The sequence below is a fragment of the Mesorhizobium sp. M0040 genome (assembly GCF_040323505.1).
Taxonomy (GTDB): Bacteria; Pseudomonadota; Alphaproteobacteria; order Rhizobiales; family Rhizobiaceae; genus Mesorhizobium.
In genome coordinates this window covers 25,454-46,837 of sequence record NZ_JAMYVA010000020.1, presented here as the reverse complement: position 1 = coordinate 46,837, position 21,384 = coordinate 25,454, and the positions used below count along the sequence as shown (strand labels likewise).

Below are 21,384 nucleotides of genomic sequence, written 5' to 3'. Positions count from 1 at the left end.
CTCGTATCACATAGCCATATATAACGAAGCCGTTCACGCCCACGGGAAGCGCACAAGCATGGATATGATCGATCCTTTCGGTCGCACGATCACCTACCTGCGCGTGTCGGTCACCGACCGCTGCGATTTCCGCTGCACCTATTGCATGGCCGAGGACATGACGTTCCTGCCGAAGAAGGACCTGCTGTCGCTGGAAGAGCTCGACCGGCTCTGCACGGTCTTCATCGAAAAGGGTGTGCGCAAGCTCCGCCTCACCGGCGGTGAGCCGCTTGTGCGCAAGAACATCATGCACCTGGTACGCCAGCTTTCGCGGCATCTCGAGAGTGGTGCACTGGAAGAGCTGACGCTGACCACCAACGGATCGCAGCTTTCCCGCTTTGCCGCCGAGCTCGCCGACTGCGGCGTCAAGCGCATTAACGTCTCGCTCGATACCCTCGATGCCGACAAATTCCGCCAGATCACCCGCTGGGGCAATCTGGACAAGGTCATGGACGGCATCGACGCCGCGCAGGCGGCCGGGCTAAGGGTAAAGCTCAACGCCGTGGCGTTGAAGGACTTCAATGACGCCGAATTGCCGGAAATGCTGCGCTGGGCGCATGGCCGCGGCATGGATCTGACGGTCATCGAAACCATGCCGATGGGCGAGATCGACGCCGACCGCACCGACCAGTATTTGCCGCTGTCGCTGCTGCGCGCGGCTCTCGAACGCCAGTTCACGCTAAGCGACATTCCCTACAAGACCGGTGGCCCGGCCCGCTATGTCCAAGTCGCCGAGACCGGCGGACGGCTGGGCTTCATCACGCCGATGACGCATAATTTCTGCGAAAGCTGCAACCGGGTCCGGCTGACCTGCACCGGCACCCTTTACATGTGCCTCGGCCAGGAAGATGCGGCCGACCTGCGCGCGCCGCTGCGTGCGTCGGAAGGCAACGAGCTGGTCGCCGATGCCATCGACGAAGCAATCGGCCGCAAGCCCAAAGGCCACGACTTCATCATCGATCGCCGCACCAACCGTCCGTCGGTGTCGCGGCATATGAGCGTCACCGGCGGCTGATTTTTCGCCGATTTCGTGCAAGAATAATCACCTTGGTATCGGCGCGAGGCAAGGCGTGCAGCGGTTTTTTGCAGTCCTGACGTTTTTCGGAGTGATGGCGGGGACCACGGCAGTTGCCGCGCCATTTACCTACACGAACGAGCGCTTCGGTACCATCTGCACCTATCCGGATGAAATCTTCACTCTTCGCCAGCCTGAGCCGGACAATGGCGATGGACAACAATGGCTCACTGCCGATGGCGCCAGCCTGATCTGTTCGGGTATCCTCAACATCGATGATGACACCCCGACAGCCTTCGTCTCCGCCGAGAGGGCCAGCAAGGAACCTGGCTACAGGATCACCTACAGCAAGACCGGCAAGGACTGGGCGGTGCTGTCGGGCATCAAAGGCGGGAACATCTTCTATGAACGCCGCCTGTTCGGAAAAGACGGTGTCATCCGAACGGTCTGGATCGACTACCCGCCAGCCCTGAAATCGAAATACGACCCGCTCGTCGATGCGATCGCCGGCAGCCTCAGGGGACCGTGAGCATCCGGCGACGTCAGAACTTATTGGCAGCCTATTGTTTTTGCTAGCGAGTCACGGTTGTTGGCGCGTGTAGTCATATCGTACGGCAAGCCATTTTTTGCCGCTGCCATTGGCCTGGAGGAAATGTTGCTCGGCCACTTCGTGATTGTCGCCGTCCCTGGAAATGACGAAATCGGAGGCCGTGAACCGCCCTTCGACCTCGGGGCCGAAGCCGACGAAACCAAGCGGCTGGAACAGCAGTGAAATCTTGCCGTCCTCCTCGCCACCAAAACTCCAGGCGGGCATGATCCCTGCCGGGAAACGGGTGTCCATGGAGACATACTTCCAGCGGCCCTCCACCCGGTCATAGCTCAAATAGGCTATCCGCTGGAAGTCCGGCATTTTCGACCCGGGCGCCGGGCGCATCACCTCCTGCATGAAGGGACCGATCATCGTGCGCTCGGCCACCAGCCCCGTCATCACGATCGGCTGGGCGCCGGGCGTTGGCCAGATCGTGTTGACGACGGACCATGTCCCGACGCGGCGAGCGAGCTCATCCGCTTCGTGACCCGGCGTGGACATCCGTTCGACTGCCGACGCCGAAGCGCCGTTCTCGGCGAACGCAGGCGCTATCGCCATGAGGATAACCGCCAGGGCAGAAGAGAACCGGAAAGCCGACGAAACATGCCGCCTGCTGCCTGTGCCAAGCCAGTCCGCATTGCCTCGTGCATTCATCATGGACCATCTCCCCAACACGATCAGAAGCTTACAATGACCAATTTGGTGAATCTTGCCGAGCAAATTTGATCTCGTCGAAAAATTTTCCTCGAGCCGCAGTGTGATAAATTTGCCCTCCGAACCCATCCTTTAGAACGGCACCTTTTTTTTGGGTCACACCCAGAAAAGGTCTTGTCCGCAAACGGTCACCGGATTTACCGCAAGCCCATTCGGGCCTAGCCTTTGCTCTGGAGCGGTTCTTCGCCCAGTGGGGGAATACGATATGCGCAAACTCATTCTTTCTCTTGCATTGCTCAGCCTCGCGGCCCTGCCCGCGGCGGCTCAGTCGATCGGCGGCACCTATGCCGTGGCCGGCACCAATTTCGATGGGTCGTCCTATGGTGGCGACGCGACGATCACGCTGACCAGCGAGACGACCTGCACGATCCATTGGGAGACAGGCGGCTCGTCCTCGGACGGTATCTGCATGCGCAACGACGATGCCTTCTCCGCCGGCTATGTCATGGGCAAGGCGGTCGGTCTAGTCGTCTACAAGATGCAGGAAGACGGCTCGCTGCATGGCCTGTGGACGATTGCCGGCAAGGAAGGCAACGGCACCGAGGTACTGACGCCCAAATAAGCCCTGCCGCTCTTGCGCGGCAGATGTCACGGGCCACAGAAAGGCTGTGGCCCAGCCCTTTGACGTTGCTGTCTTGTGGGTGCCTGCTAGACGCTTGCTGCAGGACTCACCCGGTAATCGCCTTGCCTCTTTCGCCAAACCTCCGCGGCGCGTTGTTCATGATGGTGGCCATGGCTGGGTTCACTCTCAACGACGCGATCACCAAATTCTCATCGGAATCGATGAACATGGCGCAGGTCATGCTGATCCGCGGCGCCTTCGCTTCGCTTTTCGTTGGCCTGCTTGCGTGGCAACGGGGCGCGCTTGCCCGGCCAGGTTCGATGCTGCAGCCGACCGTTGCGCTGCGCGTTGCCGGCGAGGCTGGCGCCACCGTGTCGTTCCTGGTTGCTCTGGCGCATCTTCCGATCGCCAATGTCTCCGCCGTGCTGCAGGCGCTGCCGCTGGCGGTGACGATGGGCGCCGCGCTTGTGTTCAACGAGGGCGTCGGCTGGCGGCGCTGGCTGGCCATTGCCGCCGGTTTTGCCGGCGTGCTGATCATCGTGCGGCCCGGCTTCGAAGGGTTCAGCGTCTTTTCTCTGCTGGCGCTGGCCAGCGTCGCATGCTGTGCGGTGCGCGATCTCGCTACCAAGCGGATCCCGCAGGCAATTCCGACATTGCTGGTGTCGACCGCCACCGCACTTGCCATGACAGTTCTGGGCGCGGCACTGCTTTCGCCGATGGGCGGCTGGACACCGATGACAGGACAAAGCACGGCGTTCCTGGCGCTGGCGGCGGTGCTCGTGCTCATCGGCTATCACTTCATCATCACGGCGATGCGGGTGGGCGATATCTCCTTCATCGCGCCGTTTCGCTACACCGCCCTGCTCTGGTCGATCCTGCTTGGCTTCACGATCTTCGGCGATGTCCCCGATCTGCCGATGATCCTCGGTGCCACGATCATCATCGCGTCAGGCCTCTATGCACTCTACCGCGAACGGATCGTCGGCCGGCGAAAAACAGCCGCCGAAAGCACTGGACCGGACATGGCGCCGGACGGCATATAGAGTGACTGTCGACGACTGTCTGATTTGAAAACTGGATTTTGGGTCTAGGCAGCAAACGATGGGCCGACATATCGCAGGGATCATTCTGGCCGGCGGCCGATCGAGCCGGATGGGTGGCGGCGACAAGACGCTGCTTGCGCTTGGCGACGGTACCCTGCTCGACCGTGTCGTTTCGCGCCTTGGCCCGCAGGTCGGACCGCTTGCGCTAAACGCCAATGGCGATCCGACACGGTTTGCCGCGACGGGGCTTCCGGTGCTTGCCGACACTGTCAAAGGTTATGCCGGGCCGCTTGCCGGGATCCTGACCGGCCTCGAATGGGCTTCCGACACGACCTGCCAGGCGCTGGTCACGGCTGCCGGCGACACGCCTTTCCTGCCCAGGGATATGGTCGAGCGGCTGCTCGCGGCAGCCGACGAACGCCCCGGCTCGATTGCCGTCGCCTGTTCCGGCGGCAAACGGCATCCGACCTTTGCACTCTGGCCGCTAGGGTTAGATCAGGTCTTGCGAAAATTTCTCATCGAGGAAGACAACCGGCGCGTTGCGGCGTTCATCGACCGGCACGGTTTTGTCGAGGTGGAATTTCCCATCCTGAAATCCGGCGGGGCCGAGATCGATCCGTTCTTCAACATCAACACTCCCGACGACCTTGCCCAGGCCGTGCATCTGTTGCAGAGCATCGAGCCATGAAAAGACGTATTTTCGGCATCACCGGCTGGAAGAACTCCGGCAAGACGACATTGACCGAAAAGCTGGTAGCCGAACTCGTCCGGCGCGGCTGGAAAGTGTCGACGGTAAAACACGCCCATCATGATTTCGACATCGACAAACCCGGAGCGGACAGCTTTCGCCACCGGCAGGCGGGAGCGATGGAGGTCGCGGTCGTGTCGGGCAGGCGCTGGGCGCTGATGCACGAATTGCGCGGCGAGGACGAGCCGACGTTAGACGCGATCCTGTCACGGCTGGCACCGTGCGACATCGTGTTGGTCGAGGGTTACAAGCGCGAAGCGCACAAGAAAATCGAGACGAGACGGCTCGAGGCCAAGGACCGGACACCGCTCTCGGCAGGCGATCCACACATTGTCGCCATCGCCTCCGACTTCCCCATTATCGGCGAAGACCTGCCGGCCTTCGATCTCGACGACACGAATTCGATAGCTGACTTCATCGAGCGCGCCACAAGCCTGTCGCGCTGAAAATGCGGCAGAAGACAGTTTCCGCCCACTTGCTTTCCAATTTAGGCGTCTGACCCAGCGTCATCGCTTTCTGAACATGACCTTCCCTCAAGCGACGGTTTTGCAGTTGCTTTTTCTTGGGAAAGAATGGGAGTATCGCATCAGCGGGCGGTCAAAAGCACCGCCCACAGAGCCGTTCGGGAACGACGGCCGGGACCAACAGAGAGGACCATTATGCGTATTGCACTGCGTATCGCGCTTGCCGCTTCGGCTGCGCTGCTGACGCTTGGCGTTGCCCAGGCCCAGGAAAAGACCTTGAGGATCGGCACCGAGGGAGCCTATCCCCCATTCAACAATCTGACAGCCGACGGCCAGCTCGTAGGCTTCGATATCGACATTGCCAAGGCGCTCTGCGACGAGATGAAGGTGAAGTGCACCTTTGTCGCGCAGGACTGGGACGGCATCATTCCAGCCCTTCAGGCAGGCAAGTTCGACGCCATCGTCGCGTCGATGTCGATCACGCCGGAACGCGCCGAGAAGGTCGACTTCACCCACAAATATTACAATACGCCGCCGGCGATCGCCGCGCCCAAGGACACCGACATCAAGGGTGTCACCAAGGAAGATTTGGCCGGCAAGACAATCGGCGTGCAGGCGTCCACCACGCATTTCAACTATTCGACCAAGACTTATACCGACAGCACCGTCAAGCCGTACCCGACCGCACAGGAATACCAGCTCGATCTGGCCAATGGCCGGCTCGATGCCGCCAATGACGACATCGTCGTGCTGCAGCAATGGCTGGATTCGCCGGACGGCGCCTGCTGCAAGCTGGTCGGCACAATCAAGCCGGTCATCGAAATCCACGGTCCGGGCGCCGGCATTGCCGTGCGCAAGGGCGAGACCGATCTGGTCAACCAGTTCAATGCGGCGATCGACGCCATCCGAGCAAACGGAAAGTACAAGGAAATCAACGACAAATACTTCAAATATGACGTTTATGGCGGCGAGTCCTGATCGACCGACATACGAGGACTTGAACGGCGGGAGATTCCCGCCGTGCTTATAAGGATGCCGCGCACGAGGGGTGACGCGGCACGGGTCTCGAAGAGCCTCAAGGAGAACAGGCAGGCGGATGCAGAGCGCACTGACGCTTCTCAGTTGGGGACCCGAAGGCTGGCTCGACGACATCGCCGCGGGTGTATTTGTCACGGTATGTCTTGCGCTGGCCACTCTGCCCTTCGGGCTGACGCTCGGCTTTTTCGTGGCGCTGGCCAAACAATCGGAAGAGCCGTCGCTGAGACTGGCCGGGAACATCTACACCACGATTTTTCGCGGAATACCCGAGCTGCTCACGCTGTTTCTGATCTTCTTCGGCATCCCATTGATCCTGCAGTACATTGTCCGGCTGGTGAGCCCCGGAACGTCCGCCGACGTCAACAGCTTCGTCGCCGGCATGATCGCGCTCTGCTTCATTTTCTCCTCTTATTCCAGCGAGGTGTTTTTATCCGCCTTCCGCGCCATTCCAAAAGGGCAATATGAGGGAGGCTATTCGGTTGGCCTGTCCAGCGGCCAGACGATGCGGCTGATCGTGCTGCCGCAGTTGATCCGCATCGCATTACCCGGACTTGCCAATCTCTGGCTCATCCTGCTCAAGGACACCGCGCTCGTATCGGCCGTTGGTCTCAACGAGATCCTCAGGCAGAGCGGGGTTGCCGCGCGCGTCACCAAGCATGCCTTCCTGTTTTACGGTTTTGCCGGCCTGATCTATCTCCTGCTGGCGATCGTCTCCTCCTTCGGCATCAATGCGATCGAACGAGCGGTCGGCGGCAGCGAGGTCAAGAGATGAGCCTGGCCACCGACACGCTGAAGGTCGACCGGCCGCCGCCGCCCGCACGCGGCTGGTCGCGTCAACGCATCCTCGGCCATGTCCTGGTCGGCCTGTGGATCGCTCTCGGCATTGGCATGGTCGTCTACCTGGTCGCTGCGTGGAACCCGGAGTTCTTCCAGAAATATGCACCCGGCTACATATCCGGCCTCGGCGTCACGCTGCTGCTGGTTGCCATCTCGATTGTGCTTGGCGCGATCCTGTCGGTGCCGATCGCCTATGCACGCATGTCGAAGAACCCGATCCTTTCGGGGTTCGCTTATGCCTATGTCTATTTCTTTCGCGGCACGCCGCTGTTGGCGCAGACCTTCCTGGTCTACTACGGGGTCGGCTCCTTCCGGCCGGAGCTCGAGATGGTCGGACTGTGGGGCTTCTTCCGCGAAGCGTTCAACTGCGCGATCTTCGCCTTTTCGCTGAATACGGCCGCGTACCAGGCCGAGATTTTGCGTGGCGCAATCGAGAGCGTGCCGAGGGGCCAGTGGGAAGGTGCCGCCTCGCTCGGCCTGCACAAACTGCAGACGATGTGGAAGATCATCCTGCCGCAGGCGCTGATCGTCGCGTTGCGCCCGTATGGCAACGAGATCATCCTGATGATCAAGGGCTCGGCAATCGTCGCCATCATCACGGTCTACGATTTGATGGGCATCACCCGGCTCACCTATGCGCGCACCTTCGACTTTCAGTCGTATATCTGGGCGGCGATCATCTATCTGATCATCGTGGAAACATTGCGCCACGGCGTCGAGTGGATCGAACGCCGCATCACCATCCATCTGCACCGCTGACTCCCATCGCCTTGCCTGATCCGGTAGAGAGGACCGCAAAGCAGGCTTCTAAGGGATTCGAAAACATGGCTTCGGTGGCATTTCTCGGTCTTGGCATCATGGGCTATCCGATGGCCGGACATCTCAAGAACAAGGGCGGTCACGACGTCACCGTCTACAACCGCACCAGGGCCAAGGCCGAGCAGTGGGTTGCCCAGCATGGCGGCAGCTTCGCCGCGACACCAGCAGAGGCGGCCGCGGGCAAGGACTTCGTCTTTTCCTGCGTCGGCAATGACGACGATCTGCGCTCGGTGACGACCGGTGCCGAAGGCGCCTTCAATTCCATGAAGAAAGGCGCCATCTTCATCGACAACACCACGGCATCGGCGGAGGTCGCGCGCGAACTGGCGCAGCAGTCGCACGCGCTCGGGTTTGCGTTCCTCGACGCCCCGGTCTCCGGCGGTCAGGCAGGCGCCGAGAACGGCATGCTGACCGTGATGGTCGGCGGCGAGCCCGACGCCTTCGACAGGGCCAAGCCAGTCATAGATGCTTATGCCCGCATGGTCGGATTGATGGGATCGGCCGGGGCTGGCCAACTCACCAAGATGATCAACCAGATCTGCATCGCCGGCCTCGTTCAGGGCCTGGCGGAGGGCATCCATTTCGGCAAGAAGGCTGGGCTCGACATCGAAAAGGTCATAGAGGTGATTTCCAAGGGTGCGGCCGGTTCCTGGCAGATGGAGAACCGGCACAAGACGATGAATGCCGGCAAATATGATTTCGGCTTCGCCGTCGACTGGATGCGCAAGGATCTTGGCATCTGCCTCGCCGAGGCCGACCGCAACGGCGCCAAACTGCCGGTGACGGCACTCGTCGACCAGTTCTACAAGGACGTGCAGGCGATGGGCGGCAAGCGCTGGGACACGTCCTCGCTGCTGGCAAGGCTGGAGAAATAGGATTTCACCGTGGCCGAGCTTTCGCCTCAATCCAGCGCCGATGAAATCGTCGCTCATCTGCGCTCGATCGCCTCGGAGGAAAATCGACTTGGCATGCTGCGCTACGGCATCAAGATCGAACGTGCGCTAGGTATCTCGCATGGCGTGCAGCGGCAGATTTCCAAGAAAATCAAGCGCAACCATGAGCGTGCCTTTGAGCTTTGGCAGACAGGCATCATGGAGGCGCAGTTCATCGCTTCCGTGACAGCCGATCCGGAGCGGTTCTCCTCCGCGGATGCAAGACGATGGGCGGCGACTTTCGACTCGTGGGATATCGTCGACGGGGTCTCCGATCTCTTTGTCGATACGGATTGCTGGAAGGAATTGATCGCCGAATTCGCGGTCGACGAACGGGAATTCGTTCGACGCACGGCTTTTGCGATGATGGCCTGGTCGGTAGTCCACCGGAAGAAGGAACCCGAGACGACCTTCCTCGAATTCCTGTCGATCATCGAGGCGCATGCGACCGACGGCCGCAATTTTGTGAAGAAGGCCGTGAACTGGGCGCTTCGTTCGATCGGCAAGCGATCGATGAATTTGCACGGCCCTGCCCTTGCCCTGGCGCAAAAATTGGCGGCCTCGACAGACAGGACTGCTCGCTGGATCGGCAAGGATGCCGTGAAGGAACTTTCCGATGCCAAGACGCTCGAACGGCTCGCCGCCAGAAAAGCTTGACCTGAGCGAAGTGCGCTTCACGGAGGTGACGCAATCGACGCGCGCCGATTTCGAAAACCTGTTCGAGCAACCCGGCGGGCCGAAATACTGCTGGTGTATGGCTTGGCGCAATCTCGATCGCCGCGAGCATGTCGAGAACGACGAGAAGAAACGCGCGATGATGACGCTGATCGACGCCGGCACGCCGGTCGGCATTGTCGCCCAGATCGATGGCCGGACCGTCGGCTGGTGCTCGATTGCGCCGCGCGAGACCTACCGCAAGCTGTCACGGCAGCAGAACGATAGCGAGATGGGCATCTGGTCGATCGTCTGCTTCTATGTACCGAAAGCGCTGCGCGGCGGCGGGCTGGCAAGCGCATTACTCGACGCGGCCATCGATCACGCCTTTGCCAAAGGCGCCAGGACGATCGAAGCCTATCCGGTCGACCAGGCGTCGCCGAGCTACAGCTTTATGGGTTTTCGGGACACGTTCGCCGCCCGCGGCTTTCGCGAGATCGGCATGACCGGCTCGCGTCGGCATGTGATGCGGCTTGAACGTTGACCTTGGCGACAGCGGCAGCTTTACTTGCTGGCATAGGCCGCAGATCAAGGCTCAACAATGGAGCAGCAATGAGCAACCGTCTCAAATCAGGAGCGATCCTGGCGGCCGCGGTGTTCGTGTCCATTGTGGCAGACAGCGCTTGCGCCGGGACGATGCATATTTTCTGGAAGGATCTGCGCCCGGCGACCCAGGCAGCCGCCGAAAGCGTCGGACTGCCGATGATTGCGGCCAAAATGCCGGATCATGGCGAGACGCTCTCACTCAACTTGCAGGACAAGACCGTGCAACTCGCAGGCTATGCGCTGCCGGTCGATCGCGACGGCGATCTCGTCTACCAGTTCCTGCTGGTGCCGTGGACGGGAGCCTGCAGCCACATGCCGACGCCGCCGCCCAACCAGATCGTCCTCGTCACGCCTGCACACCCTTACAGGATGTCCGAGGCCTACCAGCCGGTTTCGGTGACCGGCGCATTACGGCCGGGCATGGAGAAGAGCCAGCTTTTCATGCTTGACGGCGTCAGCGTCATCCAGTCGGGCTACACCGTGCGCAAGGCCGAGGTGGTCAATGTCGACACCGTGCCGGACACGATCACGCTGCCGGTCAACTCGCCATGGACTTTCCTGAACAAAAAGAAGAACTAAACAGAAGAATCTCAGGCGGCGTTGGCGCCGGACTCCTTGTCGAGCATCATGTAATCCAGCGGCATCTCGGTCGTGTATTTGATCTGCTCCATGGCGAAGGAAGACGACACGTCGCGGATCTCGATCTTGGCGATCAGCCGCTTGTAGAAGGCGTCGTAGGCGGCGATATCGGGCACCACGACGCGCAAGAGATAGTCGACGTCGCCGCTCATGCGATAGAATTCGACCACTTCCGGGAATTCCTGGATGACCTCCGAAAAGCGCCGCAGCCATTCATGGCTGTGCGAATTGGTGCGGATCGAGACGAACACCGTGACCCGCACATTGACCTTTTCATGATCGAGGATGGCGACGCGCCGCTTGATGACGCCCTCTTCCTCGAGCTTCTGGATGCGCCGCCAGCACGGCGTCGTCGACAGGCCGACCTTCTTGGCGACGTCGGCGACTGCAAGCGTCGCATCCTCCTGCAGGAGGCGGAGAATTTTTCTATCAAGGCGGTCCATTGGGTGCTCCCCTGATGCAAGTCGTCCAAGTGCGCAGCGGCCTTGGCACAACGACATGCATAAAAACAAGAATTTAACGCGCGTCCCCTCATGCGCGGCGCGCTTCGAGGAATGGATTACCATAATCCCTCTTGCTCGAGCCTATTACAAGAAAGAAATTCTGCCGCATAGTGCGAAAGCGAGTGATTTCTTGCTGAATGCCTAGCCGAGGCGATAGCGGATTTCCGATCTCAGGAAGGGCAGCAAATCCATTTCAAACCATGGATTGCGCTTCAGCCAACCGGTGTTGCGCCAGGACGGGTGCGGCAGCGGCAGGACTTTCGGGTCGATTGCCGCCGCCCAGATGGCACGCCAATCCATGACCGTTTCCGTCAGCGAGGGACGGCGCGCCGCGCCCATATGCCAGCTTTGCGCGTAGATGCCGATCGTCAGCACCATATCGACTTGCGGCATCAGCGCCATCAGCGATGTGCGCCAGGCCGGCGCACATTCGCGGCGCGGCGGCAGGTCGGCGCCCCTGGCGTCCTGACCGGGAAAGCAAAAGCCCATCGGCACGATGGCGAATTTGTCCGTGTCGTAAAATTCCTCGCTGCGGACGCCCAGCCAGCTTCGCAGCCGGTCGCCGGAGGCGTCGGTGAACGGCGTCCCTGTGATGTGAACCTTGGTACCCGGCGCCTGGCTGGCGATCAGGATACGCGCACTCGACGATGGCCTGAGCACCGGACGCGGCTGGTGCGGCAACGGCCTGCCGGCCGGGTTATCGACGCAGATGCGGCAGGCGCGTACCCGCGCCGTCAAGGCTTCCAGCTCTTCGCGCATTCGGAACTCGTTGTCAGGCGGCGGCACTCGGCCGGCTGGAGATTTCTCGATACCAGCGCAGCACGTTCGTGCACTCTTCGGGTACCTTGATGCGAGCCGGCTTCATGAAGTCGATGGCGACCAGCCCGGTGATGTCGGCGATCGAATAGGCATCGCCGGCGATGAATTCCCTGCCGGCGAGCTCAGTGTCCAGAAATCTCAGGAATTCGATCGCCTTCGGCTTGTTGGCCTCGCCCCATTCGGGGATTTGCGGGATCTCCCATTCCCTCATTGCGGGGTGGATGTGCCGGAACGCCGCGGCGACGCAGCCGAACAGATTGAACTCCACACGTCTTTGCCACATCTCGACGATTGCCTTGCCGAGCGCCCCATGCCCGAACAAAGCCGGCTCGGGGTGCAGTTCCTCGAAGTAACGACAGATTGCGACGGATTCGGTGATGATGGTGCCGTCATCGAGCTCGAGCACCGGCAGACGCTTCAGCGGATTGCGCGAGCTGACCGGCTGCTCTTTGTGCTCCAGCGCGCCCATGTCTACGGGCACCAGCGGAACCTGAAGTCCCTTTTCGGCCAGAAAAATCCGAACCCGACGTGGATTGGGCGCGCGCCCGCCGTCGAACAGCTTCATCTCCATCCTCCTCGTCCGTCCCGACGAACTATAGGCACAACTCACCAGAAGCGAAAAATTTCACGCAAGGCATCGCCGATCGACGCCAAGGTGCCGTGCTTTCTTTCGACCAGCTCGTGGCCGTGGCTCTCGCGCCAGTTCTTCGGTTCGTCGAAAGTTCCGCCCCAGATGCCGGCTTTGCCTGCGCGCGCAGCAGCTTCCTCGGTCTCGAAATCGCCAAAGGCGACCGCCCAGCCGGCCTCGACCTGTGCGCGGTTGAGATCCTTGCCACCGGCCTTGCAGTCGCCGAGCAGCCTGCCGTAGCGGTCGCGCTGCCAGCCGCTGCAGGAGACCGCTTTGCCGGCTATCAACCGCACCAGGGACTGCCGCGCGAGCTTGCCGCATGGATAGTCGGCACCGTTCTTGCGGCAGATCTGCGAATATTCCGGCGCGTCGATGCCACGCATGCGGACACGCTCGCTGCCGAGGGTGATGCTATCGCCGTCATTGACGGTGGCCGCGCCCTCCGTCTTGCGCGTCTCGATCCGGTCGAGGCGCGCCGCCAGGAGGATCGCCAGGCCGAGCACGATGAGTGTCAGCCCATAGTCCATTAGTCGGCGCCACAGGCTTCGCGGACGCGGCGCATAGTATCGCTGGCGCGGCCATCGCGACCACGAACGGCTCATATGGCAAACCGTTGGTTAATCATTCGAACGTAGCTTAACGATTTGAAATTGCTGCCCGCGTAAATTGAAGACTTCATGCCCCTGCAACGCTCGACCACGGCGGACAAGTTTATTGTGGACCGCAGAAAACGCCATCGCAACAGCGATGTCGCGCGCGCGGTGCGCAAGACGCGCGACCGTCTTTCGCAGCAAGCCGGAAATCCCGACTTCGACCGCGAGCTGTTGAAGCTCCACGCGCTTTCGATGACCGGCGGCGTGATCGTTATCCCGCTGCTCGTTCTGGCAACGGCCGCGGCAGGCTTGTTCGCGGGCATCGGCAAGGAGATCGGCGTCTGGGCGCTGTTCACATTCATCTGCTATACCATCGTTGCGTTCATGGCCAGACGCGTCACTCAAGCGTCCGAACTCAACCCGCTGGAAACGCATAGGGATTTCCTGATCGGCCATTTTCTGTGCGGGCTTGGCTGGGCTTGGTTCGCATGGCTCGGCTGCGAAACTTGCCAAATGGATCAGTTCCAGGTCGCCAAGGCGGTGGTGCTGCTGCTCGCCATGTCGGCAACCGCGATCCTGGCCTCGTCCCTGCGCGGTGCGCTGTTGGCGACCTTCGCCCTCCCGGTCGCCATCTATGCTTATGCCAGTGCGAAATTATGGATGCCGGTCGAAGTGATCATGGCAGGCTTGCTGATCTCCTCGTTGCCGTTCTTCGCCTATGTGGCGCGCCAACTCAACCGTTCCTCGCTGATGCTGCTGTCGTTCCGCTCCGAAAAGGATGCGCTGATCGCCGAACTGGAGACGGCAAAATCGATGTCGGACGAGGCACGGCGGCGGGCGGAAGACGCCAATCTGGCGAAATCGCGTTTCCTGGCCTCGATGAGCCACGAACTGCGCACACCGCTCAACGCCATTCTCGGCTTTTCCGAAGTGATGGCCAACGAGGTGCTCGGCCCGATGAGCAACCCGACCTATCGCGACTATGCCCGTGACGTGCACGACTCCGGACAGCATCTGCTCGACCTGATCAACGAAATTCTCGATTTGTCGCGCATCGAAGCGGGCCGCTACCAGCTCAACGAGGAGCCGATGATGCTGCTCTCCGTCGTCGAGGATTGCTGCCACATGATGGAGCTGAAGGCGCGCAACAAGGACATCCGCATCGTCCAGGATTTCGAAAACGCCTTGCCGCGCCTGTTCGCCGACGAACGCGCGGTGCGGCAGATTGCGCTCAACCTGTTGTCCAATGCCATCAAGTTCACCGCCACCGGCGGCGAAATCCGCGTGCGCGTCGGCTGGACGGCGGGCGGCGGGCAATATCTCTCCGTCAAGGACAATGGGCCGGGCATACCGGAAGACGAGATTCCGATCGTGCTTTCGGCCTTCGGCCAGGGCTCGATCGCCATCAAGAGCGCCGAACAGGGCACCGGGCTTGGCCTGCCGATCGTGCAAGGCTTGCTGGCCATGCATGGCGGCGAATTCCAGCTCCATTCCAGGCTGCGCGAAGGCACCGAGGCGATCGCCATCTTCCCGCTGAGCCGGGTGATGGAGGAACTGCCGGCGCTGCCGACCAAGGCGGTTGCCTCGCGCCGGCGCTGAATGCTTAACCGCGGACCGCGGCTGCCATGCCGGAGCTGGTCAGCGCGGCCGCCTTGACCAAGCCGGCGGCAAGCGCCGCCCCTACCCCCTCGCCTTGACTGACGCCCAGATCGAGCAGCGGGCGAAGGCCGAGGCGCTCGGCGACCTTGGCATGACCAGGCTCCGGCGACAGGCTTGCGAGGAGACAATGGTCGAGCGCGGCGGGGTTGGCGGCATGTAGGACACCAGCGGCCGCAGTCACCGCAAACCCATCGAGCAGCACCGGGATCTTCTGCATCCGCGCCGCCAGAATGGCGCCGCAGATCGCGGCGAATTCCCGTCCACCGACCCGGCGCAGCGCTTCCAGCGGGTCCTTGAGGCTCGCGCCGTGAAACGCGATCGCGGCATCGACCACCTCCGCCTTGCGCTTCTGCATCACCGTGTCGGCCCCTGATCCAGGGCCGATCCAGTCGGCCCCGGTGCCTCCGAACAATGCCGTGCAAAGGGCCGCGGCGACAGTCGAATTGCCGACGCCGAGGTCGCCAAGGCAAAGCAGGTCGGTACCGCCGGCAATCGCTTCCATGCCGAAGGCCATGGTGGCGGCGCAACCGCGCTCGTCCAGTGCCGCATCCTCGGTAATGTCGGCTGTCGGAATGTGCAGGGCCAGATCGAACACCTTCAAGCCGAGATCGTTGGCGATGCAGATCTGGTTGATTGCTGCACCGCCGGCGGCGCAGAGCTCGACTGCATTTGCCGTGGCGGCGGCGGGGCGCGGCGAAATGCCGTGGCGGGTGACGCCATGATTGCCGGCAAAGATCGCCACCAATGGCCGCGTCACCGCCGGCGGCGCGCGGCCGCTCCACCCGGCAAGCCAGGCGGCGATGTCCTCGATGCGGCCAAGCGAGCCTTTGGGCTTGTCTGCCCTAACAAACAACTGGCGCACGCGGGCCTTGGCCGCCATATCTCCCGGCGGCAGGCTCACTAGGAGGTCGCGAAAATCGTCGAAAGGCAGCGCGCTGGTCATGTCGATGGCGATCGTCCGTGTGAATTGGTGAGCGGCATAGCCGCCTTGGCCAGCCGGCACAACCTCAAGCCGGCACAACCTCCAGGCCTGGTACAACTTGGCGGTATTGACGCGAAAGCATTCGTTGGCGGCGCTTCCCGGAGGGCTTGCATTGACTTTGTCGTTGCACCATGTGGAGGCTAGCCAAGGAAATCCTTATGACGGCCATTGAATCCCCGTGCATCCTGGTCTGCTCGATCGATATGAAAACCGGCTTCTGTTTCGGTTGCGGGCGCACGCGCGAGGAAATCGCCGCCTGGATCGACATGACCCCGCAAACCCGCCGCAGCGTCATGGCCGAGCTGCCGGCAAGGCTGGAAACGGTCGAGCGACGCCCCCGCCGGGAAACCCGTCGCAGCCGCATGGCACGCGAACGCGACGCCCTCTCGTGAACCGGCCGCAGAGATGAACCGACTGCTGTGGATTCTGATCGTCGCGATCGGGGCGGGTGTACTCCTGCTCATGCTCAACGATTCCGCCGGCAGTACATTCGGCATTGAGAATTACGATTTCAGCCAGCTGATCTGGCTTGGCGCCTTAGCGGCACTCGTCGGCGCCGGCCTGGTCAGATCGGGCAGGCCGTTGGGCACCATGGCCCGCAGCCTCGGCGCCTGGGGTGCCATCGTGCTGGCGCTGATCGCCGGCTATCAGTACCGCTATGAGTTGCAGGATTTCGCCAGCCGCGTCACCGCCGGCCTTGTTCCCGGCAGTCCGCTGGCGCTGGGCGTGGAAGAAGGCCATGCCACCGTGACCCTGGACAAGGCCGGCAGCGGCCATTTCGAAGCGCGCGTCACGATCAACGGCACGCCGATCCTGACGGTTGTCGATACCGGCGCGACCAGCACCGTGCTGACCACCGAGGACGCGCTGGCGGTCGGGTTCAATTCGGCGGCTCTCCGCTTCACCATACCGATCTCTACCGCCAACGGCATGACACGCGCGGCGGCGGTGCGAACCGACGAACTGTCGATCGGCGGCATCGTGCGCAAGGACATGCCCATCATGATCGCCGCACCAGGCACGCTCGGCCAGAGCCTTCTCGGTATGAATTTCATCGGCTCGCTATCGGGTTTCGACGTACGCGGCGATCGCATGATTTTGCGGGATTAAGTTTTTCCTCAGGCCGCCTCTGCGGTCCGGCCGAAATCGACCTCTGCGAAGGCTGACTTCAGCACCTCCGGTCCGGCACCGGGCCGTGTCGCCTCGGTGGACAGGATCTGCCGGTAGCGGCGTGCACCGGGCAGGCCGTGAAACAGCCCGACCATGTGCCGGGTGACATGCCCGAGGCGTCCGCCCTGCTCGATATGGTGTGACGCGTAATCCGCCATGGCATCGATCAGTGCGGCAAAATCGAACGACTCAGCTGTGCTGCCGTAAAACGCGGCATCGATGCCGGTCAGTATCCCTGGCGTGTGATAGGCGGCGCGGCCGAGCATGGCGCCATCGACATGGTCGAGATGCGTCAGCGCCTCTGCGAGAGATTGAATGCCACCGTTGATGCCGATGAATTTGTTTTGTTTTCTGGCTTTCAGCCGATAGACGCGGTCATAGTCGAGCGGTGGGATGTCACGATTTTCCTTTGGGCTCAGTCCTTCCAGCCAGGCCTTGCGGGCGTGCACCCACAGCGCGTCGGCGCCGGCCGCGAAAACACCATCGGCCAACGCATCGAGTGCCGGTTCCGGATCCTGCTCATCGACGCCGATGCGGCACTTGACGGTAACCGGTATTTTCACCGCCGCCTTCATTGCCGCGACGCAATCCGCGATGAGCACGGGCGTCTTCATCAGGCAGGCGCCGAAGGTGCCCGACTGGACGCGGTCGGACGGGCAGCCGATATTGAGGTTGATTTCATCATAGCCGAAGGCTTCGCCGATGCGCGCCGCCTCGGCCAGCTTTCCCGGATCGGCGCCGCCGAGTTGCAGCGCCACCGGATGTTCGCTGTCGTCGAAGCCGAGCAGCCGCTCGCGTGCGCCGTGGATGACCGCATCGGCCACCACCATCTCGGTATAGAGCAGCGCCTCGCGCGTCAGCTGGCGATGGAAGAACCGGCAGTGCCGGTCCGTCCAATCCATCATCGGCGCCACGGCAACTTTGTGGCGTAACATGTTCATTTTACTATTTTTTCTGTCTCAGTCCGTCCGATACTCCGTTCGAATGACAGAGCAATTTGGCAAGAGATGCACACCTAACTGACCCGATATACGATTTTGCCGCCGCAACTGAAAGCAAATTGGCATGTCACACATGTCACTGTACGCACCAGTTAGATGCCTGCCATGGAACGATGAACCGCGTTGGCGGCATACCAGTCAGCCAAGGCGAAGCGCGTTGCGGGCAATCTGCCACGCGGATTCGACATGCCGCCGCGCCGCCTCCTCCGCCTCGTCCGGCCTGCGCGACCGGATTGCATCCATGATTTCGGTCATTTCGGCGATCGCCGGCTCGCGGCGGTTCTCCGACGCGATCGTCATTGAGCGGAGCTGGTTGATGCGGACATTCAGCCCCGTCACGATTTCCCAGGCAATGCGCTTGTCCGCCGCCTCGAACAGCGTTTCGTAGAACTTGGTCGTTGCCCGCATCACCTCGACAGGCGCACCGGACGCCCACGCCTCAAGCAGGTTCGTCAAGGCGGCATCGAGCAAAGCGATCTGCGCGTCCGTGGCCGTCAGGGCGCAAGCCCGCGCCGCGATTCCCTCGAGCAGCGCCCGCAATTCATAGATTTCGTCGGTGCGGCCGAGATCCGGCTTGGCCACGGCGGGTCCGTGGCCCGGTATCATCTGCACCAGGCCTTCCGCCTCGAGCTGCCGCAGCACCTCGCGCACGACGGAACGGCTCACCCCGAGCTGATCGCATAGCGGCCGCTCGACCAGCCTTTCACCAGGCTGGAAATGGAAGCCCATGATCGCTTCACGCATGCGCTCCAGCGCCAGCGTCCTCAGCGTCTTGGCAGAGCGGTCGATCCGCAGCGTATCGCCTGACATTTTCTCTCCCTACCCCCAATCCGGCCACAAAACAGATTCCATAGCTGATTGACAAGGCTTCTGGTGCTCCATAGTATGGTATACCATAAGATGACGTAAAGATTTCGGCGTTGCACAGCGCCGGCGACCGAGGACTTTCATGAAACCAGCCATTCGAAAGATCGTCACTTACATCGAGAACACGTTAATCGAGGGCGGCAAGGAAGCCCCAAAACCGTTGCGTCTGATCGGCGTCGCCGCCGTACTGACAAACCCTTGGGCGGGCCGCGGTTTCACCGACGACCTGTCGCCGGAGATCCGCGTCATTGCTCCCGTCCTCGGCGAACTGCTGACCCGCGAGATTATCGCCGTTGCCGGTTCCGGCGAGGCAATAGAGGGTTATGGCAAAGCCGCGGTCTGCGGCACGGCGGGCGAGATCGAGCATGCATCGGCGCTGATCCATACGCTGCATTTCGGCAACCATTACCGTCGCGCGGTCGGCGCCAAGACCTATCTCGCCTTCACCAATCTGCGCGGAGGGCCGAACACCCCGATCATGATCCCGCTGATGGACAAGAACGACGAAGGCCGCCGCTCCCACTATCTGACCGTACATTTCCAAATCGGCGACGCGCCCGCGCCCGACGAGCTGGTGGTGGCGCTTGGCGCTTCGATTGGCGGCCGCCCGCACCATCGTATCGGGGACCGCCATCAGGACCTCAAGGAGGTCGGAGACCTGCATGGCTGACGTCGCTGCCACCGCATGGGTCCGGGACACGGCTCCGGACGGCACCGGCTTCATCCGCGCCGGCTCCGGCGCGCCGGTTCTGCTCATTCACGGTGTCGGCATGAACGCCGCGATCTGGCACGATCAGATCGCGGCGATGAAAGACCATCATGACCTGATCGCCATCGACATGCTCGGCCATGGCGTTTCACCGCTGCCGCCGGAAGAAGCCAGCCTGTCCGATTTCGCCGATCAGGCGGTTCGCCTTCTCGACCATCTTGGCGTGGCGTCGGTGTCGATCGTTGGCCATTCGATGGGCGCGCTGGTCGCTCTGGAGATCGCCCTTCGCACCCCTTCGCGCGTTCGCTCCATCGTGTGCCTCAACGCGGTGTTCCGCCGCCCCGCGGCCTTGGCGCAGGCCGTACGCGAGCGTGCGGCCGCGCTCGGCACCCATGGCAACCCTTCCGCCATTGCGGCTACGCTTGCCCGCTGGTTCGGCGACCCGCTGCCGGCGAACCTTGTCGGGGCGGCCACCACAGCGCGCGCCGCCCTGGAAAAGGTCGACCCCGAAGGCTACGCGCGCACCTATCGCCTCTTTGCCCATGCCGATGCTGAGCACGCCGGTGCTCTCCCCGGTCTTGCCGCGCCGGCCCTGTTCATAACCGGGTCGCAAGACAGCAATTCGACCCCGGCCATGTCGGCGGCGATGGCGAGGCTAGCGCCGCACGGCCAATGCCTCGTGCTCAATGGAGAAAGGCACATGATGGCAATGGCTTCTCCTGAAAAAGTGACCAAACACATCATGGAGTTTCTCGACACGGAAGGAGACGCTGGCGTGAAGCCGGAGTCGGATGCAGTCTTTGATAGAGGCGAATTCCGGCGCGCACTCGGCTCGTTCCTGACCGGCGTCACCATCGTCACCACGATCAGCGCGGAAGGCGAACCGCGCGGCTTCACCGCCAACTCCTTCACCTCGGTCTCGCTCGAGCCGCCGCTGGTGCTTGTCTGCATCGCCAAGAGGGCGCTGGGGCACAGTGCTTTTTCGACGTCGAGAGGTTTCGCCATCAACATCCTGTCAGAGGACCAGAAGGCCCATTCCGGCATCTTCGCTTCCAAAGCAGCGGACAAGTTCGCGGCCGTGAGCTGGCAACCGGGCCGGACCGGCAATCCGCTGATCGACGGCTCCGTTGCGGTGTTCGATTGCGGCATGGAGCAGCTGGTCGATGCTGGCGATCACTCGATCCTCATCGGCCGCGTCCGCGACTTCAGCCACAACGGAGCCCAGCCCCTCGGTTATTGCAGAGGCACCTACGTCACGCCTGGCCTCAGCCAGGAGGCGCTGGCGGCGGCGCCCCCCGATACGGAGGTCGGCGCCATTCTCGAGAACGAGGGCCGTGTGCTGTTCGTCGAAACGGCCGACGGGATTTATGAATTGCCTGCGGGGCACGGACTGGGCACGCCCAACGATGCGCGCAGCCTCAAGGGGCGCCTTGCCGCCAGGGCCATAGACGCCCAGCTCGGCTTCCTGTTCGCGGTGTGGGACGATGCCGCCGAACCTTGGCGCACGCATGTTTATTATCGCGGAACGGTCGATGGCGCATATTCCGACGATCGCCAGATGCGGCTTGTCGACATCGAGCAGATCGCCGATCTGAAGATCGCCGATCCCGCGGTGCGTTCGATGCTTACCCGCTATGCGCGCGAACGTACGGAAGATGCATTCGGCGTCTATGTCGGCAACGAGGTCGAAGGCGAAGTCCGGCCGCTCGCCAAGTCCTCGCCTTCTCAAATTTCTCTTTCCGGTCGCGGGTGAA

Annotated in this window: 25 protein-coding genes and 1 pseudogene; 18 read left to right on the top strand and 8 right to left on the bottom strand. The window is 62.0% G+C overall.

All coding sequences use genetic code 11. The annotated features are described in order from the left end of the window. Positions 1–58 precede the first annotated feature (58 nt). Together moaA and NKJ91_RS18600 are read left to right on the top strand one after the other, a co-directional pair. Positions 59–1,054, top strand: a complete 996-nt coding sequence (gene moaA, locus NKJ91_RS18605) for a GTP 3',8-cyclase MoaA (RefSeq protein WP_352456744.1) — start codon at positions 59–61, stop codon at positions 1,052–1,054. Positions 1,055–1,109: 55 nt separating this feature from the next. Further along, entirely contained in the window at positions 1,110–1,583 is a 474-nt protein-coding gene (locus NKJ91_RS18600; protein WP_352456743.1) for a hypothetical protein, read from the top strand. A gap of 51 nt (positions 1,584–1,634) precedes the next feature. On the opposite strand, the gene NKJ91_RS18595 is transcribed toward NKJ91_RS18600, so the two are convergent. After that, positions 1,635–2,363, bottom strand: a complete 729-nt coding sequence (locus NKJ91_RS18595; RefSeq protein ID WP_352456742.1) for a DUF1579 family protein — start codon at positions 2,361–2,363, stop codon at positions 1,635–1,637. Positions 2,364–2,562: 199 nt separating this feature from the next. On the opposite strand from NKJ91_RS18595, the gene NKJ91_RS18590 reads away from it, so the two are divergent. The 11 genes from NKJ91_RS18590 (at position 2,563) to NKJ91_RS18540 (ending at position 10,639) form a co-directional block, all read left to right on the top strand. Further along, positions 2,563–2,919 (top strand): hypothetical protein, encoded by a 357-nt coding sequence (locus tag NKJ91_RS18590; RefSeq protein WP_352456741.1) that lies wholly within the window; start codon positions 2,563–2,565, stop codon positions 2,917–2,919. Between the two features lie 122 nt (positions 2,920–3,041). Further along, entirely contained in the window at positions 3,042–3,962 is a 921-nt protein-coding gene (locus tag NKJ91_RS18585; protein WP_352456740.1) for a DMT family transporter, read from the top strand. A 58-nt stretch (positions 3,963–4,020) separates the two neighbouring features. Next, positions 4,021–4,650 carry a molybdenum cofactor guanylyltransferase MobA gene (gene mobA / locus NKJ91_RS18580; RefSeq protein WP_352456739.1) on the top strand — a complete coding sequence of 210 codons (630 nt, stop codon included), beginning with the start codon at positions 4,021–4,023 and terminating at the stop codon, positions 4,648–4,650. After that, a complete protein-coding gene (gene mobB, locus NKJ91_RS18575; RefSeq protein WP_352456738.1) occupies positions 4,647–5,156 on the top strand; it encodes a molybdopterin-guanine dinucleotide biosynthesis protein B in 510 nt (169 codons plus the stop codon). The genes mobA and mobB overlap by 4 nt, the downstream gene beginning before the upstream one ends. 213 nt (positions 5,157–5,369) lie before the next feature. Then, the gene (locus NKJ91_RS18570) at positions 5,370–6,152 is read left to right on the top strand and encodes an ABC transporter substrate-binding protein (RefSeq protein WP_023717637.1); all 783 of its coding nucleotides are present in this window, start codon (positions 5,370–5,372) and stop codon (positions 6,150–6,152) included. A 118-nt stretch (positions 6,153–6,270) separates the two neighbouring features. After that, the gene (locus NKJ91_RS18565; RefSeq protein ID WP_023675013.1) at positions 6,271–6,984 is read left to right on the top strand and encodes an ABC transporter permease; all 714 of its coding nucleotides are present in this window, start codon (positions 6,271–6,273) and stop codon (positions 6,982–6,984) included. Beyond that, positions 6,981–7,808: an ABC transporter permease gene (locus NKJ91_RS18560; RefSeq protein WP_352456737.1), complete on the top strand. Its 828-nt coding sequence runs from the start codon at positions 6,981–6,983 to the stop codon at positions 7,806–7,808. The genes NKJ91_RS18565 and NKJ91_RS18560 overlap by 4 nt, the downstream gene beginning before the upstream one ends. After that, positions 7,769–8,743 carry an NAD(P)-dependent oxidoreductase gene (locus tag NKJ91_RS18555; RefSeq protein WP_352456736.1) on the top strand — a complete coding sequence of 325 codons (975 nt, stop codon included), beginning with the start codon at positions 7,769–7,771 and terminating at the stop codon, positions 8,741–8,743. Before NKJ91_RS18560 ends, NKJ91_RS18555 begins: the two co-directional genes overlap by 40 nt. Positions 8,744–8,752: 9 nt before the next feature. Then, positions 8,753–9,457, top strand: coding sequence for a DNA alkylation repair protein (locus NKJ91_RS18550; protein ID WP_352456735.1), 705 nt, complete (start codon positions 8,753–8,755; stop codon positions 9,455–9,457). Then, entirely contained in the window at positions 9,417–9,998 is a 582-nt protein-coding gene (locus NKJ91_RS18545) for a GNAT family N-acetyltransferase (protein ID WP_352456734.1), read from the top strand. Before NKJ91_RS18550 ends, NKJ91_RS18545 begins: the two co-directional genes overlap by 41 nt. A 68-nt stretch (positions 9,999–10,066) precedes the next feature. Next, positions 10,067–10,639, top strand: coding sequence for a DUF3299 domain-containing protein (locus NKJ91_RS18540; RefSeq protein WP_352456733.1), 573 nt, complete (start codon positions 10,067–10,069; stop codon positions 10,637–10,639). An 11-nt stretch (positions 10,640–10,650) separates the two neighbouring features. On the opposite strand, the gene NKJ91_RS18535 is transcribed toward NKJ91_RS18540, so the two are convergent. The 4 genes and pseudogenes from NKJ91_RS18535 to NKJ91_RS18520 all read right to left on the bottom strand — a co-directional run bounded on the left by NKJ91_RS18535 (position 10,651) and on the right by NKJ91_RS18520 (position 13,251). After that, entirely contained in the window at positions 10,651–11,142 is a 492-nt protein-coding gene (locus NKJ91_RS18535; RefSeq protein WP_023675006.1) for an Lrp/AsnC family transcriptional regulator, read from the bottom strand. A 201-nt stretch (positions 11,143–11,343) separates the two neighbouring features. Then, positions 11,344–11,978, bottom strand: a pseudogene (locus tag NKJ91_RS18530) (uracil-DNA glycosylase family protein). Further along, positions 11,975–12,586, bottom strand: coding sequence for a glutathione S-transferase (locus tag NKJ91_RS18525; protein ID WP_352456732.1), 612 nt, complete (start codon positions 12,584–12,586; stop codon positions 11,975–11,977). Before NKJ91_RS18525 ends, NKJ91_RS18530 begins: the two are co-directional and overlap by 4 nt. Positions 12,587–12,627: 41 nt before the next feature. Then, a complete protein-coding gene (locus tag NKJ91_RS18520; RefSeq protein WP_352456731.1) occupies positions 12,628–13,251 on the bottom strand; it encodes a thermonuclease family protein in 624 nt (207 codons plus the stop codon). 75 nt (positions 13,252–13,326) lie between these two features. On the opposite strand from NKJ91_RS18520, the gene NKJ91_RS18515 reads away from it, so the two are divergent. Next, the gene (locus NKJ91_RS18515; RefSeq protein WP_352456730.1) at positions 13,327–14,841 is read left to right on the top strand and encodes a sensor histidine kinase; all 1,515 of its coding nucleotides are present in this window, start codon (positions 13,327–13,329) and stop codon (positions 14,839–14,841) included. A gap of 4 nt (positions 14,842–14,845) precedes the next feature. Here NKJ91_RS18515 and NKJ91_RS18510 read toward each other — a convergent pair whose 3' ends face one another. Beyond that, positions 14,846–15,844 carry a nicotinate-nucleotide--dimethylbenzimidazole phosphoribosyltransferase gene (locus tag NKJ91_RS18510; RefSeq protein ID WP_352456776.1) on the bottom strand — a complete coding sequence of 333 codons (999 nt, stop codon included), beginning with the start codon at positions 15,842–15,844 and terminating at the stop codon, positions 14,846–14,848. 197 nt (positions 15,845–16,041) lie between these two features. On the opposite strand from NKJ91_RS18510, the gene NKJ91_RS18505 reads away from it, so the two are divergent. Both NKJ91_RS18505 and NKJ91_RS18500 read left to right on the top strand, forming a co-directional pair. After that, on the top strand, positions 16,042–16,275 hold the full coding sequence (locus tag NKJ91_RS18505; protein ID WP_031193575.1) for a DUF1289 domain-containing protein: 234 nt from the start codon (positions 16,042–16,044) through the stop codon (positions 16,273–16,275). Between the two features lie 13 nt (positions 16,276–16,288). Then, entirely contained in the window at positions 16,289–16,993 is a 705-nt protein-coding gene (locus NKJ91_RS18500) for a TIGR02281 family clan AA aspartic protease (RefSeq protein ID WP_352456729.1), read from the top strand. 8 nt (positions 16,994–17,001) lie between these two features. On the opposite strand, the gene dusA is transcribed toward NKJ91_RS18500, so the two are convergent. Both dusA and NKJ91_RS18490 read right to left on the bottom strand, forming a co-directional pair. Next, positions 17,002–17,994: a tRNA dihydrouridine(20/20a) synthase DusA gene (gene dusA, locus NKJ91_RS18495; protein ID WP_352456728.1), complete on the bottom strand. Its 993-nt coding sequence runs from the start codon at positions 17,992–17,994 to the stop codon at positions 17,002–17,004. A 198-nt stretch (positions 17,995–18,192) separates the two neighbouring features. Continuing rightward, positions 18,193–18,864, bottom strand: coding sequence for a GntR family transcriptional regulator (locus tag NKJ91_RS18490; protein ID WP_352456727.1), 672 nt, complete (start codon positions 18,862–18,864; stop codon positions 18,193–18,195). Between the two features lie 139 nt (positions 18,865–19,003). Between NKJ91_RS18490 and NKJ91_RS18485 the strand changes: the two genes are divergently transcribed. Beyond that, positions 19,004–19,591, top strand: coding sequence for an amino acid synthesis family protein (locus NKJ91_RS18485; RefSeq protein ID WP_352456726.1), 588 nt, complete (start codon positions 19,004–19,006; stop codon positions 19,589–19,591). After that, the gene (locus tag NKJ91_RS18480; RefSeq protein ID WP_352456725.1) at positions 19,584–21,383 is read left to right on the top strand and encodes an alpha/beta fold hydrolase; all 1,800 of its coding nucleotides are present in this window, start codon (positions 19,584–19,586) and stop codon (positions 21,381–21,383) included. The genes NKJ91_RS18485 and NKJ91_RS18480 overlap by 8 nt, the downstream gene beginning before the upstream one ends. The last annotated feature ends 1 nt before the right edge of the window (position 21,384 follow it).

Coding starts and splice junctions, on each gene's coding strand:
- moaA (WP_352456744.1), top strand. CDS start 59: ATGGATATGATCGATCCTTTCGGTCGCACGATCACCTACCTGCGCGTG.
- NKJ91_RS18590 (WP_352456741.1), top strand. CDS start 2,563: ATGCGCAAACTCATTCTTTCTCTTGCATTGCTCAGCCTCGCGGCCCTG.
- mobA (WP_352456739.1), top strand. CDS start 4,021: ATGGGCCGACATATCGCAGGGATCATTCTGGCCGGCGGCCGATCGAGC.
- mobB (WP_352456738.1), top strand. CDS start 4,647: ATGAAAAGACGTATTTTCGGCATCACCGGCTGGAAGAACTCCGGCAAG.
- NKJ91_RS18570 (WP_023717637.1), top strand. CDS start 5,370: ATGCGTATTGCACTGCGTATCGCGCTTGCCGCTTCGGCTGCGCTGCTG.
- NKJ91_RS18565 (WP_023675013.1), top strand. CDS start 6,271: ATGCAGAGCGCACTGACGCTTCTCAGTTGGGGACCCGAAGGCTGGCTC.
- NKJ91_RS18560 (WP_352456737.1), top strand. CDS start 6,981: ATGAGCCTGGCCACCGACACGCTGAAGGTCGACCGGCCGCCGCCGCCC.
- NKJ91_RS18545 (WP_352456734.1), top strand. CDS start 9,417: ATGCCAAGACGCTCGAACGGCTCGCCGCCAGAAAAGCTTGACCTGAGC.
- NKJ91_RS18540 (WP_352456733.1), top strand. CDS start 10,067: ATGAGCAACCGTCTCAAATCAGGAGCGATCCTGGCGGCCGCGGTGTTC.
- NKJ91_RS18535 (WP_023675006.1), bottom strand. CDS start 11,142: ATGGACCGCCTTGATAGAAAAATTCTCCGCCTCCTGCAGGAGGATGCG.
- NKJ91_RS18525 (WP_352456732.1), bottom strand. CDS start 12,586: ATGAAGCTGTTCGACGGCGGGCGCGCGCCCAATCCACGTCGGGTTCGG.
- NKJ91_RS18520 (WP_352456731.1), bottom strand. CDS start 13,251: ATGAGCCGTTCGTGGTCGCGATGGCCGCGCCAGCGATACTATGCGCCG.
- NKJ91_RS18515 (WP_352456730.1), top strand. CDS start 13,327: ATGCCCCTGCAACGCTCGACCACGGCGGACAAGTTTATTGTGGACCGC.
- NKJ91_RS18510 (WP_352456776.1), bottom strand. CDS start 15,844: ATGACCAGCGCGCTGCCTTTCGACGATTTTCGCGACCTCCTAGTGAGC.
- NKJ91_RS18505 (WP_031193575.1), top strand. CDS start 16,042: ATGACGGCCATTGAATCCCCGTGCATCCTGGTCTGCTCGATCGATATG.
- NKJ91_RS18500 (WP_352456729.1), top strand. CDS start 16,289: ATGAACCGACTGCTGTGGATTCTGATCGTCGCGATCGGGGCGGGTGTA.
- dusA (WP_352456728.1), bottom strand. CDS start 17,994: ATGAACATGTTACGCCACAAAGTTGCCGTGGCGCCGATGATGGATTGG.
- NKJ91_RS18490 (WP_352456727.1), bottom strand. CDS start 18,864: ATGTCAGGCGATACGCTGCGGATCGACCGCTCTGCCAAGACGCTGAGG.
- NKJ91_RS18485 (WP_352456726.1), top strand. CDS start 19,004: ATGAAACCAGCCATTCGAAAGATCGTCACTTACATCGAGAACACGTTA.
- NKJ91_RS18480 (WP_352456725.1), top strand. CDS start 19,584: ATGGCTGACGTCGCTGCCACCGCATGGGTCCGGGACACGGCTCCGGAC.